Genomic DNA, 12,285 nt, shown 5'->3' on the forward strand with positions numbered 1-12,285 from the left:
GCAGGCTTCGCGCGGGAGGGTAGTGGCGGGCGTTGTGCGGGAGGTGGGGGACAGAAAGCTGTGGATAGCGGACACAAAAAAGCCCGCCGAGGCGGGCTGAATCAGCTTAATCAGTCAGTTGTTCGGCCCTAAACGTGGGGTCTAATATAAATTGAAAGACGGGGGCAATGGTTATAGAACCATCTTGGTTGTATATAGGTCCGTTAAGGACAGATTGATATCCCCACATGTGCGGCGCACGCTTACGGTATCCAGGTGAAGACCAATATTCTTGAGACAACTTTAAAAGAGCATCTTCGTTGAACTCAAGCTGTGAGCCAAGCACTGCCCAACCATTTTGAGTAAACAGCATTGAATGTCTTTCAGCAGCGGCCAACACATAAGAGGGTGGCAATTGAAGCCCATTACATATCCGTAGATACACCTCAAATGTCATAGGACTTCTGCCAGTTTCTATCTTAGTCCATGCATTGGGCGTCTTCCCCGCCATCTCTCCTAGCTGGGCTTGGTGTATGTTTCGCTCATGCCTGACCTCTTTTAGCAAGATAATTATAAAGCTAAGCAAGCAAGTTACTTTTGTTTCATCGTTGGTCATCGTGCTGTTCCTTTGGTTAGGGGCGTTACGTTCTTGCATACTCACAATATATGAATCTTCAGGTTCTCGTCAAGAATGTCGAAATTATTTTTTGTATTTTATTTTTGAATGTGGTTGTTCTTTTGTATGATTTTTAATCATTGCTGATCGAAAAACAATATGGTTCGTGCATTGGCGAGCCATATATTTTGCTAAGTGCTCAGATTAACTATGGGCTGTTTAGGTTGAGCTGCTCAATGGCCTGCATGCAAGCTCTCCTGGTCACTTCAATGGTATTGACAGTCTCCATACGTTCAAAAAGTTGACTAACCATAATTTACCTTTAAGGTTTCCCGGCAAACTAAACCTCAAAACTAAAAAATGACGTAGCAAGGGGAACACATGAAGTACTTGAAAATTATCGGGTTGTTGGCTGGATTAGCGCTGTTGCACGGCTGTGCGGCCGTACCCGAATCTCATAAGCTGGCCTATGAACCGCAGCCAGACGTTACCCCTGTTGAGGGTGCTTCGCAGGTCGCGGTCAATGTTGTGGTTGAGGATGCGCGTGAGGATCAGCGCCGTATCAGTCATAAACGACACAGCTGGGGCTTTCCGATGGCATCGATTCATAGTGAGGAGCCAGTAGAAGAAGCCGTGAAAGCTGCCATCGAGCAGGAGTTGTTAGCTAGAGGGTTTGGGTTAGACGGTGATGCTTCTGTCATTATTCAAGGCGATATCACCGAGCTGTACTCGAACTTACACCTGATAGACACCTTCTTTACAGGCAAGGCGGTAGGTAAGTCTACGATTCAGCTAGAGGTGATGTTAGAAGCCGATGAGGTGCTGTTCAGCAGAGAAATATCCGTTGCCCCTGAATATAAAGGCCTGATGTACCAGTCTGCGTCTAACCTAGCCAGGCCTGTAGAATTGGCGATTGAAGAAACGCTCGATGAGCTGTTTGATGATCCGTTGTTTATGGATGCTTTGTTGAGCGATAGCCATGTCAGTGGCATTAGGTAACGTATCGTTCTAGTTCCGAAGAGTGAAGCCCGCCAATATTGGCGGGCTTCATTCGTTTAGGGTAGGTGTTACGCTTCTGGCGGTCGGTAGCGATTGAGCTGCTCAATGGCTTGCTGGGCCGCTTCTTCTGCGGCTTCGATGGTGTCAGCGCGTTGCACCGCTGCTTTACCACCCAAACGCAAGTTGCGGATATCGCGCAGGGCGGTTTCCCATTGCTCGGCGGTGGCGACGATCTCTTGGGCGGCCGCTTCGGCACTGACCTCAAACATGGCCATGTGGTCGCTGACGCTGGAAGGGATGGCCGTTTCATCCTTGCCGTTAGCCAACCATGCTTCAGCCTCTTGCTTGGCCAGCAGGTACTCCTGATCGATATAGCTGCCGGGGCTAACGAAAGCGGCGCGGGCGTTGCCTGCGGCGGTGTCGACCTGACGACCTAAGACTTTCGCAGCGGCTGCTTTGACAAGCTCGATAGGCACCCCTCTCTCCAGCAAGCCAGCGTGATGAAACTCTGAATAGGTGGTGCCATTGTGCTTCATGTTAATAATCATTGAATGCGCCCTTAAAATACTAGGTTGGTGGTCACGTTATCCGTGTTGGCGGAAACAACATTTGACCAATCGGCAGCACCAGCCAGCGTGCTATTAACGACGAATAGGTCAAACGGGATGGAGTCTGAGCCATTGTTAGAGATCAGCTTTTGGTCTGCCGCACTAGAAGGGAGCGTCGCTAAATCAGAAATAACAACATCTGAGTTAGTGATGTAATAGTCACCTTTACCGATACTGCCCGATGCATGGACATGCGAAAACGGTGTGCTATTTATCTTAATGCCGATGTTTTGAGACAAGAACACGAACGTTGATGATATAGAAGGAAAAAGCCCACACTGCCAAGGTTCAACCCTGGTTCCGTCACTATCACTGGTTAGCGTTGCTGTTTCAAAATTCAGCTGAACGCACCAGAAAACACCCCCAAACCCAGGCCTAAAGTTAGCGGCGCGTGTAGCTCCGTCACTAATGCTTATACCGGACTGAACAATAGTCGCCCGATCAGCATCATCACCACTGCGCAGCGCAATGCCCATTGAAGAGGTCGTATAGTACGATCTTGCGAGAATTGAGCTTCCCTTCATCTGGGCGACAGCATCGAGGACATGTGTCTGCGACGCTGCCAAGCGAATTTCAATATTGATCTTTGCCGGTAGGTCGTTAAGGGCGCCTGGAATGGTTCGCTTTGCGCTATTGAAGTCATCCCCGCTGTTCGCATCGCTACCGTTGACGGCATCAACACAAATTATGCGGTCAGAAAGTTTAGCAACGGCTTCCGGAACGGCCTCCGTCGCTTGATCAACCTTCTGATCAATGCCACTCATCTTATTAGCGACTTCGCTGGTCAGGTTATTGGTAGCGCCAACCAGCGCGGCGATTTGGGTTTCTAGGCTCATGTGGCCTCCTGTTCATTGGTGGTGCTGTTTTGAATAGTGGCGGCGCCCTGGGCAAAGGCGTCGGTTAATGCCGTGAGCGATTCACTTAACTGGTTTTCCAACTCGGTTACCTGCGTTTTGGCAGCCTTCTTGGCCAGCTCTTCGGTGATGGTGGTGGCGAAGTTAGGGTTATTGCCCAGGGCTTCGGCGAGCTCGGCGAGAGTGTCCAGGGTTTCCGGCGCGCTACCGGCCAGGGCACTGAAGCGCTGGTCGATCTGCTCGATGGTGGGCACGTCGGCTTTGTTGGCCTTATTGCGCAGCTTGCCGTCGATCACCCCCAGGGTATGGGTGACGGCTTGGCGCAGGGCGATGAGGTTTTCATCGAAGCTCATGGGGTGGCGTCCTCCTGGGCGGCGATCATGCCGCCGTGGTAGCTAATGGCGTCGGTGAGCGCGGCCATCATGCTGCCGAGCTGCTGGGTGGCGTGGCGGGCTTCCTCCACTTGGGCAAGGATCTCCGGCGAGAGGGTGCCGGGCGGGCCTTGCGTGCCGTGGCTAATCACTTGGAAGCGTGGCGGCGCGGGTAGGTGAACCGTGACCGAGCGCGCGGGCATTTGAACGGTGAGGCGAGTGGCGTTAGTCATGAACTACCCCCGGCGTTAGCTGAAAGTGGCCACGCAGTAGGCTGTACACATCACCGGATGGGAACGTGATGCGCAGCTCGTAACGGGCGCCCGACCACTCCGGCGATACGGCGCCCGCTGTTTGCTCGGGGCGGATATGCACGTTGATGCCGCCTTCGCTGGGTACCAGCTCGATGCCGTTACCGGTTTCACAGCTGAGCAGCGGCGCGCCCTGGGTGGTGGCCACCACGAACGTGGCTTCGCAGCCAGTGAGATCCACCGGCGCGGCGCTAGGGTCGTCGCTGGCCCAGGTCGCGCTAAAGCGGTAGGTGGTACCGGCGACCATGCTGATCGTGGGTGCCTGGGTACTCATGCGCGTTTCTCTAACTCGTGCACGCGATAAAGCAGATTGACCTGGCGGGCCATGTTCTCAACGATGGCCGCCGCGTTGGCGGTGTACTGCTCGCCCCAGGCGGCCAGCGAGAGGTTCGCGCCGGTGCCTTCCACCGTGACAGATTCGGCGGGCAGGGCGTCCAGGCGCAGATCGAACGCCAGCAGCAGCGGTACCGCGTTGGAGATGTAGGCTAGCGGCTGGGCATCCGACCACACAGCGAGTAGCGTGCCGTCTTCCAGAAAGAAGCCCACTTCATGCACCCAGAACTCGGGGCCATCGCCATCCACTACGCCGGTGAGGTGAATTTGGTGGGGGCTGACGCGTTGGCCATCGGCGATGCTGACGCGCCTGCGTTCGTTGACCAGCTTGAATTCGTTCTTGCCGGGATTGCGGGCGTTGTCACCGATGGCGATATGCGTAATACGCGCGGCGAGGCCATCGCTCTCGGCATTGAATACGGCGGCGAGGCCCGCCGTGGTAATAACGGGTACAAGAGCTGTCATGTGGTGCTCTCCATGGTGTGATGAGTAACGGCAAATCCGCGACAGGCACCGGCGACTAACAGCGAAGCCGCCGGAAGGTTAGCTTGGGCGACAGAGTCGGGCAGATCGGTATCGGGTGCGTTAGCCATAAGCCGACGAGTGACGGCCAGCCCGCGATAGGCACCGGCGACTAACAGCGACGCTGCCGGGAGATTGGCCTGGGCCACAGCATCGGGTAGGTCGGTATTGGGGGCGTTGGCCATGAGCCGACGAGTAACGGCCAGCCCGCGACAGGCACTGATAATGGCGAGCCATGCCGGTGAAAGCGTGGCGTCAGCCGTTACCTGTGCCGCCCGGCGAGTCAGTGCACCGGCCTCATGCGTTGCCGTAACGGCGATTTCGGCGGTGATCTCAAGTGGCGGTTGGGTCGGGCGGGCATCGTTGCGGGCTAAACCGGCGGCACTCTGGGCGCTGGCCACGCCAACACGACCAGGGCCGAACTGGGCGGAAAGCGAAAAATCGTAGTGGCTGCGCAGGTTCTTGGCGCTTTGAATGGCGTGGTGGATCTGCTGATAAAAGGTGCCGCTGAGCTGGTCGGCTACTTCACGGTTGTCGTTCAGGTGCAGGCGCGCACGGAAGGTGCCTGGCTTGGTAGTCGGTTGCTGCTCAAACCATTCGGTGAGCGTGACTTTGATACCCATGGCCGACAGGGCTTTTTCCACCGCCAGCCGGGTGCCTTTGATGCGGTGGACGGCAAAGCTTTCGGCGATCACGGCGCGCTTGGTGGCCTCTGGCCAGTCGGCTTCCCATACATCTACGGAAAACGCCCAGGCGAGGAACGGCAGCAGTTCCGCCGGGCAGGTGGCCGGGTTCCACAGCGTGCGCAGCGGTACCGGCAGGGCCAGCGGGTGCGAGGCAGCAACGCGGGCTTCCAACTGGCTACGGTTGGGAGGTAACAGGTGGATCATGGCTGCCGCTCCGTAGCGATATGAATCGCGGTGCAGCGGGGCGCTTGGTGGGGTTGGCTGCGTAGATCCTGCCAGTTATGCAGTGTGACGTTTTCCACCCCTTGCACCGTGAGCGCGGCGCTAATGCCGGAGCGGGTCACCCAGGTGCCCAGCTTGTAGCGGGCGTCGGTGTAGGTGTTTAGCTCCCGGCGAGCTTCCTCGATCACCAGCTCCGCATCGGGGCCGGGGCGTAGGGTCAGCGTGGCGTTGATGGTGTAATCGACCCGGTCGGCGGGCTGCAGGGTGAGCCGGTCTGTTAGGGGACGGTATGGCTCCAAGTAGTCACGCACGATATTCAGCAGCGCGGGCGTGGCGATGCCGTCGTTTTTGCGTGATAGCACGGTCAGCACCACATCCACCGGCTCGGGGCTTTCCACCGCCACATCGCGCACATCGGGATGCGCGGCAGCGGCGTGGAACTGGTAGGCGCCCACCGGCCCGGCCACCGATAGCCCTTCAAACGCTAATTGGATGCGGGCGCGAAAGTCGCGGTCGTGTTCATAGCTGGGCGGTACCGGCGGCACCGCGTTGGGGTTGCCGGGGTCGAGCATTAAGCGGGTAACTTGGAAATTAGCGCCTAGCTGGTCGAGATCCCCACCGGCGGCATAGGCAAGCATCACGGCGCGGGCGGCGTCGTTAATGCGTTCGCGCAGTAGCAGTTCGCGGTAGGCGTTTTCCTGCAGCAGCTTGGTGAGCGGTTCGCTTTCAAGGGCTAGGGTGTTGGCCAGCTCTTCCCGTTCATCGCTGGGGGTGAGTTCTAGCAGGCGCGCTTTGCGTTCGCTCAGCAACGCTTCAAAGTCCAGCGGCTCAATCACATTCGGCGGGGTGATCTGGGAAAGATCGATGGGGGTGCTCATGTGAACGGTACCTCCACATGGAAGCGCTGGCCATCGTGGGTTTGGGCGTCGATCTCCAGCATGGCGCGGCCGTGTTGGCTGGCATCCACTTGGCGGTTGACGCGCAGCACGCGCACTCTTGGCTCCCAGCGGGTTATGGCCATGACGCTGGCGGCGTAGGCTTGTAGCAAGGTGGTGTCGTTTAGCGGCTGGTCGATCAGTTCCGGCAGCAGCGAACCGTACTCCCGGCGCATCACGCGGGTGCCAATGGGCGTGGTGAGAATGTCGCGGATGCTTTGCTGGATATGAGCCAGCCCGCTGACCAGGTGGCCGTTTGATGTGCGCATGCCTGCCATGGTCAGCCCCCTACAAACACATTGGGCGAGCCGGTGGCCACCAGCGAACCGCAGGCGACCGGGTCGCCAACGCGGCCTTTGGGGCGGCCGTTGACGAATACCGTTTTGGAGCCCGCTGCTAGCACGGATTCATGGGAGCAGTGGCGCGCCCAGGCATCGGCCACGCGGTGGCTGGGGATGCTGTTCACAAACACATTGGGCGAGCCAGATACCGACGGCCGTGGTGAGCATGAGCCGTGGCCGGTACATATATCGCCTAGACGGGTAGCAGCGGGCATGGAGTTCTCCTATAGCGGCGTGGGGGCCGCCATTTCCTGGCGCACGTTGTCGAGTTGGTCTGACTGTTTGAGCGCGTTGATCATGGCGGCGCGGCTGAGGCCGCCGTCGCCTTTCGTGATGGGGCGCGTGAAAATGCCCAGCTGCTCTTGGCTAGCCCGTTGCCGGATTTGCTCAATGGCTTGGGCAATGGCGTGTTGGCTGGTGGCCAGTGAATTGCCGTCGGCTTGCTCGCCGGCATAGAGCGCCTCACGAATCAGCGTGAGTTCGTCGCGGATCTGCTCGCCGACAGCGATCATTTGCGCGAAGTCGTCGGTGTAGTCGATAGCGTTTTCATCGCTGGTTTTAACGCCCATGTGATTGCTCCCTGGCTTTTACAGGCTTAGTTTTCATAAATGTTGCGGCCCTTGAGGTGCATATCGCCGCTGGCGGTAATGCGGATCTCGCCGGTGGCGTTGATGGTGATGTCGCCAGGAATGTCGACCTTCAAATGATGCTCAATGTGGTTGTAATCGATCACCGCGCCGTCGGGCATCACGGCGTGGAAGTGGTCGCCGTTATCGCTGGGGGCGGGGTGAAGGCTACGAAACAGGCCCGTTAGCACTACGCCTGCATTGAGATCTCCGCCGGGGGAAATAACGATGACCTGCTCATCGACCGTAGGCGGGCACCAGGTGCGTGTGGTACCCGCGCGGCTTTCGATCCAGCGCAGCCAGCCGGTTTTCATATCGCCAATGTCGACCCGCACGCGGGGTGGTTTTGGCGGCTCGGCGCTTGGGTCACCGTAATCCACCTCGGCGATGGTGCCGATGCGGATCAGGTTATGTATTAGGCGGAGTAGTTCGGCGGCGTTAGTCATGCCGCTAATGGTGGTGGCGTTACGCGCGGATGGGTAGCGGCGGGCGTTGTGCGGGGTGGGTAGGACAAGTGACGCCCCCAGGCTTGGCTGGGAGCGTTAGGCTGTTATGGGTCTGGTTCTTTGATTAGGGCTACGCCCTGGGGCCAAAACCGACGCAGTCACGCAGATAGTTCGTGCTCAATAGCGGTGGCCACAAACTGATTGAGGCTTTGTCCTTTGGCCGTGGCGGCATCGGCGGCGTGTTTGTGTAGGTCTTCCGGTAGGCGTACCTGGAACTTGCCCGAGTAGGTCTTGGTGGGTTTAATGCCGCGCTTCTGGCACTCCTCCAGAAAAATACGCAGCGAGATTTCGCCTTCGTCGCGTAGTTTGGCAACGCTGTCGGCGTAGAAGTCGGCCCCGCCGCTCAGCCCAATGAATTCGCCACGGAACATTTCAATGTCGGGGTCGTACTGGATGACGGCACGATAGCCGTCAATGATCATGATGTTATTCATGGCGTCTCTCCGTTCTCTTCTAACCATTTGCGTATGCTGGCCACTGCGCCCTTATCGGTATCCGGTGATGGGTGCGGGCGATGAAAAACACGCACTTCATCAAACAATACAACGGCAATACGCGACCCTTCCCGCTCCTGGATCTCTGCCCCCATCGCCTTGAATAGCGATTCGATATCACTCCAGGCAATGGTGCCGGGAGTGGGTCGGCTAAAAATAGCAGCCAGTGTCTTGGCGTGTTTTCGTTTCATACTAAAATGATACTGAATTGTAGTACCGCTCACAAGAAACGCAACCTAGCGATTGGGAGGCATTAGGTGGTTAAGAACGTTCTCAGCGGTGCGTTCTCGGTCGGCCGGTGTGATACCCACCAGCTCGCGGCGGGCGTATTGGTGTTGTGGGCCGCCTTTCTCGACGCGGTCGCGCAGGCCGTAGTGGTGTACACGGGCGATGCGGTTAATGCGGCCCAGGAAACCCACCTCGGCGGTGTCTGCCGTGGTTTTGATGCGAAGGTATTTAGCGGTGCGCAGCTTGGTGAACATCGCTTTGCGGCGGATGGCTCCGCTGCGGCCGCGTAGTTGGGTGCGGGGTTCAAACGGCGCGCCGTCGGGGTTGGTTTGGGCCTTGATGCGGCTGCGGTTGGCAATGCGCAGATCCCGCGCGACTTCCCTTGCCAGCACCCGCCGCTCTTTGGGGCTGAGCTTGTTGATTAGCGGCGTTAGCCAGCTTTCCAGCTGTTGGAGGTCGTCACTCATTCGCCGCCACCTGGGCTTTGCCATTCGCTTTTAAGTACGTGTTCGGCATCGCTTGGGCCTTTGACGTACAGCTGCCAGCTTTTCGCCGGGCAGGCGTCCACCGGGTATTCAGGCATGCGGTGTTCGGCGTTGATGTCGCCGGTTTGGCAATCCACTTTGGCGACGACGCGTTCGGTGAGGCGGACGGTTAAGGCGAGATCCCAATGGGTGTTGTTGAGTATCTCGGCCTCAATCTGAACGGCTTCATCTTCGACTAAATCGGGCTGGTAACTGTTGAGCCACTGCAGTAGCGGAACCATCACCATGTCGAGGCTGCCGCTGTAGTCGGTAATGATGATTTGGGCATCGACCGTGTATTGGTGGCTTAGGTTGGTACCGCGCGCAAACTTGATCTTGCCGTCATTGACGAAGGTATGGAGCTGCTCGGGGTTGCGCTTTAGTTCTGGGATTGAGGCGAGCAGGTGTTGGCGTAGGGACTGGAGTTTGATCATTGCGGTGCTTCGCTGTGGCAAAGGATGATGGCATCCACTTCGGCGGCGCACTGTGCCCAGGCGGCTTCGGTGCTTTCCAACTGCAGGTGCAGTTCGCCGTTGGTTTGCGGGTTACTCGCTGGCAGGCTGCAGGGGCTCGGCGTCGCGCAGCGATTGATAGTAATCACTGGCACCGGTGACGGCGGGGCGCTTGCGCAGGCGGATAACAGCGCTAGGCAGGTGAGTGTTGGCCCAAGCGCGTAGCGTGGCGTTTTCACGTTGCAGTTCCTCTATGGTGGCCAAGCGGTTGGCGGCGGTATGGCTAAGCGCCGCTTGCTGTTCATCCAGCGCACGGCGTTGGGCTTCCAGGCGGCGGGCGTTCTCCCAAAGCGCATCAATAATCACCAGGCTTTTTTGTTCCCGGTAGTGGGATTCAGCCAGTTGCTGTTCGGCCAGTTCGGCGCGGGCATCCGCGGCGTTGCTGCGCTGCCAGAGCGCCCAGGTGACCAGCACCACCAGCAGCAGAATGGCCAAGGCAGTGAGTAGGCGGGTCATGGTGCTGGCTCCTGCTCGATGCCTTGCAAGCACAGCTCGCGCTCTGTGGCGCGGCGTTTGACCAGGCCGTTTAACTTTCTGCCACCGGCGTATACCCAGCGGCTTAGCTCATGGCAGGCGCCGCGTAGATCTCCGGCGTTGAGTTTGCGCAGCAGGGTGGAGCGGGCAAAGGCGCCTTCCCCCACGTTGTAAACAAAGGAGGCGAGCGCGGCGCGGGTGGGTGGGGGGAGATCCAACTGGGCGCGTCGATCCACGGCCGAAAAGGCGTGACCAAGATCCGCCTGCAGCAGTTCGGTGCAGCGTTCCTGGCTAAGCGTTTGCCCCATTCGTGCCGTGGCGGTGTGGCCAAAGCAGATGGTGGGCACGCCGACCGGGTCGCGGTAGGCGGTGGGCTGGTAGCCTTCGTAATAGGAGACCACGGCGGTGGCGATGCTGAGCGCCCCGGCTGTCGCGCCGATGGCAAGGCGGCGTTTAAGACTCACGGCGGCGCTCCTCTAGGTAGTTCCGGATGCGTTTTAGGTAGCGCGGCAACAGCAGGCCGATTTGCAGCGCGAGATAGAGCAGCGTGAGTACCGTGACCCAATCGGCGGGCGTCATGCCGCCCATATGCAGTAGGGAGACGATGGCCGGTGGGGCGGCCTTGACGCTCTCGGTGGTGATTTCATACGGGTGGCTCATGGTCGCTTAGTTCCAAAGCTGGATGGGCGGTTGGGTGGTGTCGCGTGCTTCCGGTGGTGGCGGCAGCGTGACCGGCGTGCCTTCGCGCAGGACTGGCCCCTGGTTGACCAGGTGCGGGTTTAGCCGCAGCGCCTGCTCGGTGATATCGGCGGTTTTGCCGTATACGCGGTAGAGCAGGGCGTCCAGCGTTTCACCCTGGTGTGCATATACGGTGCGCTTCATATCAGCTCGACCGTGGTATGGCGGCGGCCGACGAGCTCAGCGATGGCCCAGCGGGCATCGGCACGGTAGTCATCAGCGGCCAGGTCTTTGGCTTCGCCGCGTTCGTCGCCTTTGCCGGTGGCGGAGGCGTCGCGGTAGCGCTCCAGGAGATCCGCCTGGGCCTGGGCGTAAACCGCGCGCAGGTAGAGCAGTTGGATATCGCCTGGGCTTTGCCAGGGTTCTGGCGGTATGGCATCGCAGGCCATGCGGCCCGCTTGTTGGTGCGCGTGCTGGTAGTTGGCCAACTGGCGGTTAACATCGGCCACGGCGGCGCGCAGTGATTGGCGTAAACGCGGAGGCGTGACGTTGTGCACGCGCTCTTCTTCGCGGAAGTCGTTGGGGTCGATATCCGGCCAGAAGCCGTTGTTGATGATGATGTCCAGCGTTGGGCTGGGTGGGTTGGTGCTGTGGCCAAGCATAATGGCGACCTGTGGTTACCGACTGGATTAAGAAGGGGGTGGACCGCTTCGCGCGAGGCTAAAAGCCCTTGCTGGGCGGTGCCCCCTTGCCGTCGGGGTGCGACTCGGTTGGTGTCAGGCCTTGGCCTGGCCACCCTGTTTTTTGAGTTGGTTTTCCAGCCGTTGGATGTCTTGCTTGACGCCAATGCGTTCATCCAGCGCTAACGCGGCCTTGAGTTGATCAAGCGCGCCTTCAGTATCTTCGGCGGCGCGCAGGGCGTAGCCGTAGGTCTTGTGCAGCTTGGCTTTGATCTCATCGTGCATATCGTGGTTATCCACGATGGCGGCGGCGCGGGCCATGACGTTGGCGAGCGCATCGGCGTCGGCATCTTCCTTGGCCAAGGCGCTTTTGACGCCTTCGGCGATCTCTTCGGCCAGGATGCTGACGGTGTCCCGGGCGTAGCGGTCGGGGGTGTCGATGTTGTGCTTCACGGCATAGGCTCCAATGGCGAGGGCTTTTTCAAAATCCCCCACGTCGATGCACCAGACCATCATGGTCATGAGCACGTCGTCTTTGGCGCCGTTGCCTTCGCTTAATACGCCTTCCACATAGGGCAGAAAGTCGGGCAGCAGCTCGCGCTTTTTCTCGATTTTGGCTTGGATCGATTTGATGCTTTTCAGCGTGCGCGTGGCGTCATAGAGCGCAGCGGCGTGGAGCTCGTACTGCTCGCCTGCCTGCTGCTGGCCGGGGGTGGCAGCGCCCGCCGCTTTCGCGGCGGTCACTTGCTCGTAGTGTTTACGGGCTGGGCTTTTCATCGGTTCCCC

At 58.8% G+C, this 12,285-nt stretch carries 24 protein-coding genes; 1 reads left to right on the forward strand and 23 read right to left on the reverse strand.

What is annotated here, in order from left to right; all coding sequences use genetic code 11:
• Positions 1-106: 106 nt before the first annotated feature.
• Positions 107-595 carry a helix-turn-helix transcriptional regulator gene (locus tag E0L35_RS10185; RefSeq protein ID WP_212751674.1) on the reverse strand — a complete coding sequence of 163 codons (489 nt, stop codon included), beginning with the start codon at positions 593-595 and terminating at the stop codon, positions 107-109.
• A gap of 381 nt (positions 596-976) precedes the next feature.
• On the opposite strand from E0L35_RS10185, the gene E0L35_RS10190 reads away from it, so the two are divergent.
• Positions 977-1,594, forward strand: coding sequence for a YajG family lipoprotein (locus tag E0L35_RS10190; protein WP_138800198.1), 618 nt, complete (start codon positions 977-979; stop codon positions 1,592-1,594).
• A gap of 68 nt (positions 1,595-1,662) precedes the next feature.
• Here the strand turns inward: E0L35_RS10190 and E0L35_RS10195 are convergent, their stop codons facing one another.
• The 22 genes from E0L35_RS10195 to gpM all read right to left on the reverse strand — a co-directional run bounded on the left by E0L35_RS10195 (position 1,663) and on the right by gpM (position 12,276).
• Entirely contained in the window at positions 1,663-2,142 is a 480-nt protein-coding gene (locus tag E0L35_RS10195) for a hypothetical protein (protein ID WP_138800199.1), read from the reverse strand.
• Positions 2,143-2,153: 11 nt separating this feature from the next.
• On the reverse strand, positions 2,154-3,038 hold the full coding sequence (locus E0L35_RS10200) for a hypothetical protein (protein ID WP_138800200.1): 885 nt from the start codon (positions 3,036-3,038) through the stop codon (positions 2,154-2,156).
• Positions 3,035-3,409: a hypothetical protein gene (locus E0L35_RS10205; RefSeq protein WP_138800201.1), complete on the reverse strand. Its 375-nt coding sequence runs from the start codon at positions 3,407-3,409 to the stop codon at positions 3,035-3,037. The genes E0L35_RS10200 and E0L35_RS10205 overlap by 4 nt, the downstream gene beginning before the upstream one ends.
• A complete protein-coding gene (locus E0L35_RS10210; RefSeq protein WP_138800202.1) occupies positions 3,406-3,660 on the reverse strand; it encodes a hypothetical protein in 255 nt (84 codons plus the stop codon). Before E0L35_RS10210 ends, E0L35_RS10205 begins: the two co-directional genes overlap by 4 nt.
• A complete protein-coding gene (locus E0L35_RS10215) occupies positions 3,653-4,012 on the reverse strand; it encodes a hypothetical protein (protein WP_138800203.1) in 360 nt (119 codons plus the stop codon). Before E0L35_RS10215 ends, E0L35_RS10210 begins: the two co-directional genes overlap by 8 nt.
• Entirely contained in the window at positions 4,009-4,536 is a 528-nt protein-coding gene (locus E0L35_RS10220; protein ID WP_138800204.1) for a phage tail protein, read from the reverse strand. Before E0L35_RS10220 ends, E0L35_RS10215 begins: the two co-directional genes overlap by 4 nt.
• On the reverse strand, positions 4,533-5,483 hold the full coding sequence (locus tag E0L35_RS10225; RefSeq protein ID WP_138800205.1) for a phage tail protein I: 951 nt from the start codon (positions 5,481-5,483) through the stop codon (positions 4,533-4,535). Before E0L35_RS10225 ends, E0L35_RS10220 begins: the two co-directional genes overlap by 4 nt.
• Positions 5,480-6,379 (reverse strand): baseplate J/gp47 family protein, encoded by a 900-nt coding sequence (locus E0L35_RS10230; protein WP_138800206.1) that lies wholly within the window; start codon positions 6,377-6,379, stop codon positions 5,480-5,482. The genes E0L35_RS10225 and E0L35_RS10230 overlap by 4 nt, the downstream gene beginning before the upstream one ends.
• Entirely contained in the window at positions 6,376-6,714 is a 339-nt protein-coding gene (locus E0L35_RS10235) for a GPW/gp25 family protein (protein ID WP_041158962.1), read from the reverse strand. Before E0L35_RS10235 ends, E0L35_RS10230 begins: the two co-directional genes overlap by 4 nt.
• A 2-nt stretch (positions 6,715-6,716) precedes the next feature.
• Positions 6,717-6,992: a PAAR domain-containing protein gene (locus E0L35_RS10240; RefSeq protein WP_138800207.1), complete on the reverse strand. Its 276-nt coding sequence runs from the start codon at positions 6,990-6,992 to the stop codon at positions 6,717-6,719.
• Between the two features lie 9 nt (positions 6,993-7,001).
• The gene (locus tag E0L35_RS10245) at positions 7,002-7,346 is read right to left on the reverse strand and encodes a hypothetical protein (RefSeq protein WP_138800208.1); all 345 of its coding nucleotides are present in this window, start codon (positions 7,344-7,346) and stop codon (positions 7,002-7,004) included.
• 26 nt (positions 7,347-7,372) lie between these two features.
• Complete coding sequence (locus tag E0L35_RS10250; protein WP_138800209.1) at positions 7,373-7,849, reverse strand: phage baseplate assembly protein V; 477 nt, start codon at positions 7,847-7,849, stop codon at positions 7,373-7,375.
• A gap of 158 nt (positions 7,850-8,007) precedes the next feature.
• Entirely contained in the window at positions 8,008-8,343 is a 336-nt protein-coding gene (locus tag E0L35_RS10255) for a type II toxin-antitoxin system HicB family antitoxin (RefSeq protein ID WP_138800210.1), read from the reverse strand.
• Positions 8,340-8,594, reverse strand: a complete 255-nt coding sequence (locus E0L35_RS10260) for a type II toxin-antitoxin system HicA family toxin (RefSeq protein WP_138800211.1) — start codon at positions 8,592-8,594, stop codon at positions 8,340-8,342. Before E0L35_RS10260 ends, E0L35_RS10255 begins: the two co-directional genes overlap by 4 nt.
• A gap of 45 nt (positions 8,595-8,639) precedes the next feature.
• Positions 8,640-9,098 (reverse strand): phage virion morphogenesis protein, encoded by a 459-nt coding sequence (locus E0L35_RS10265; protein WP_138800212.1) that lies wholly within the window; start codon positions 9,096-9,098, stop codon positions 8,640-8,642.
• Complete coding sequence (locus E0L35_RS10270; protein ID WP_138800213.1) at positions 9,095-9,589, reverse strand: phage tail protein; 495 nt, start codon at positions 9,587-9,589, stop codon at positions 9,095-9,097. Before E0L35_RS10270 ends, E0L35_RS10265 begins: the two co-directional genes overlap by 4 nt.
• A gap of 111 nt (positions 9,590-9,700) precedes the next feature.
• Positions 9,701-10,123 (reverse strand): Rz-like lysis system protein LysB, encoded by a 423-nt coding sequence (gene lysB, locus E0L35_RS10280; protein ID WP_138800214.1) that lies wholly within the window; start codon positions 10,121-10,123, stop codon positions 9,701-9,703.
• Positions 10,120-10,605, reverse strand: a complete 486-nt coding sequence (locus E0L35_RS10285) for a lysozyme (RefSeq protein WP_138800215.1) — start codon at positions 10,603-10,605, stop codon at positions 10,120-10,122. The genes lysB and E0L35_RS10285 overlap by 4 nt, the downstream gene beginning before the upstream one ends.
• Positions 10,595-10,801, reverse strand: a complete 207-nt coding sequence (locus tag E0L35_RS10290; protein ID WP_041158967.1) for a hypothetical protein — start codon at positions 10,799-10,801, stop codon at positions 10,595-10,597. Before E0L35_RS10290 ends, E0L35_RS10285 begins: the two co-directional genes overlap by 11 nt.
• Positions 10,802-10,807: 6 nt before the next feature.
• Positions 10,808-11,023, reverse strand: a complete 216-nt coding sequence (locus E0L35_RS10295) for a tail protein X (RefSeq protein WP_138800216.1) — start codon at positions 11,021-11,023, stop codon at positions 10,808-10,810.
• Positions 11,020-11,481, reverse strand: coding sequence for a head completion/stabilization protein (locus E0L35_RS10300; protein WP_138800217.1), 462 nt, complete (start codon positions 11,479-11,481; stop codon positions 11,020-11,022). Before E0L35_RS10300 ends, E0L35_RS10295 begins: the two co-directional genes overlap by 4 nt.
• 114 nt (positions 11,482-11,595) lie before the next feature.
• On the reverse strand, positions 11,596-12,276 hold the full coding sequence (gpM, locus tag E0L35_RS10305) for a phage terminase small subunit (protein ID WP_138800218.1): 681 nt from the start codon (positions 12,274-12,276) through the stop codon (positions 11,596-11,598).
• Positions 12,277-12,285: the final 9 nt, after the last annotated feature.

It is taken from the genome of Halomonas sp. ATBC28, from assembly GCF_005937175.1.
Taxonomy (GTDB): domain Bacteria; phylum Pseudomonadota; class Gammaproteobacteria; order Pseudomonadales; family Halomonadaceae; genus Vreelandella; species Vreelandella titanicae.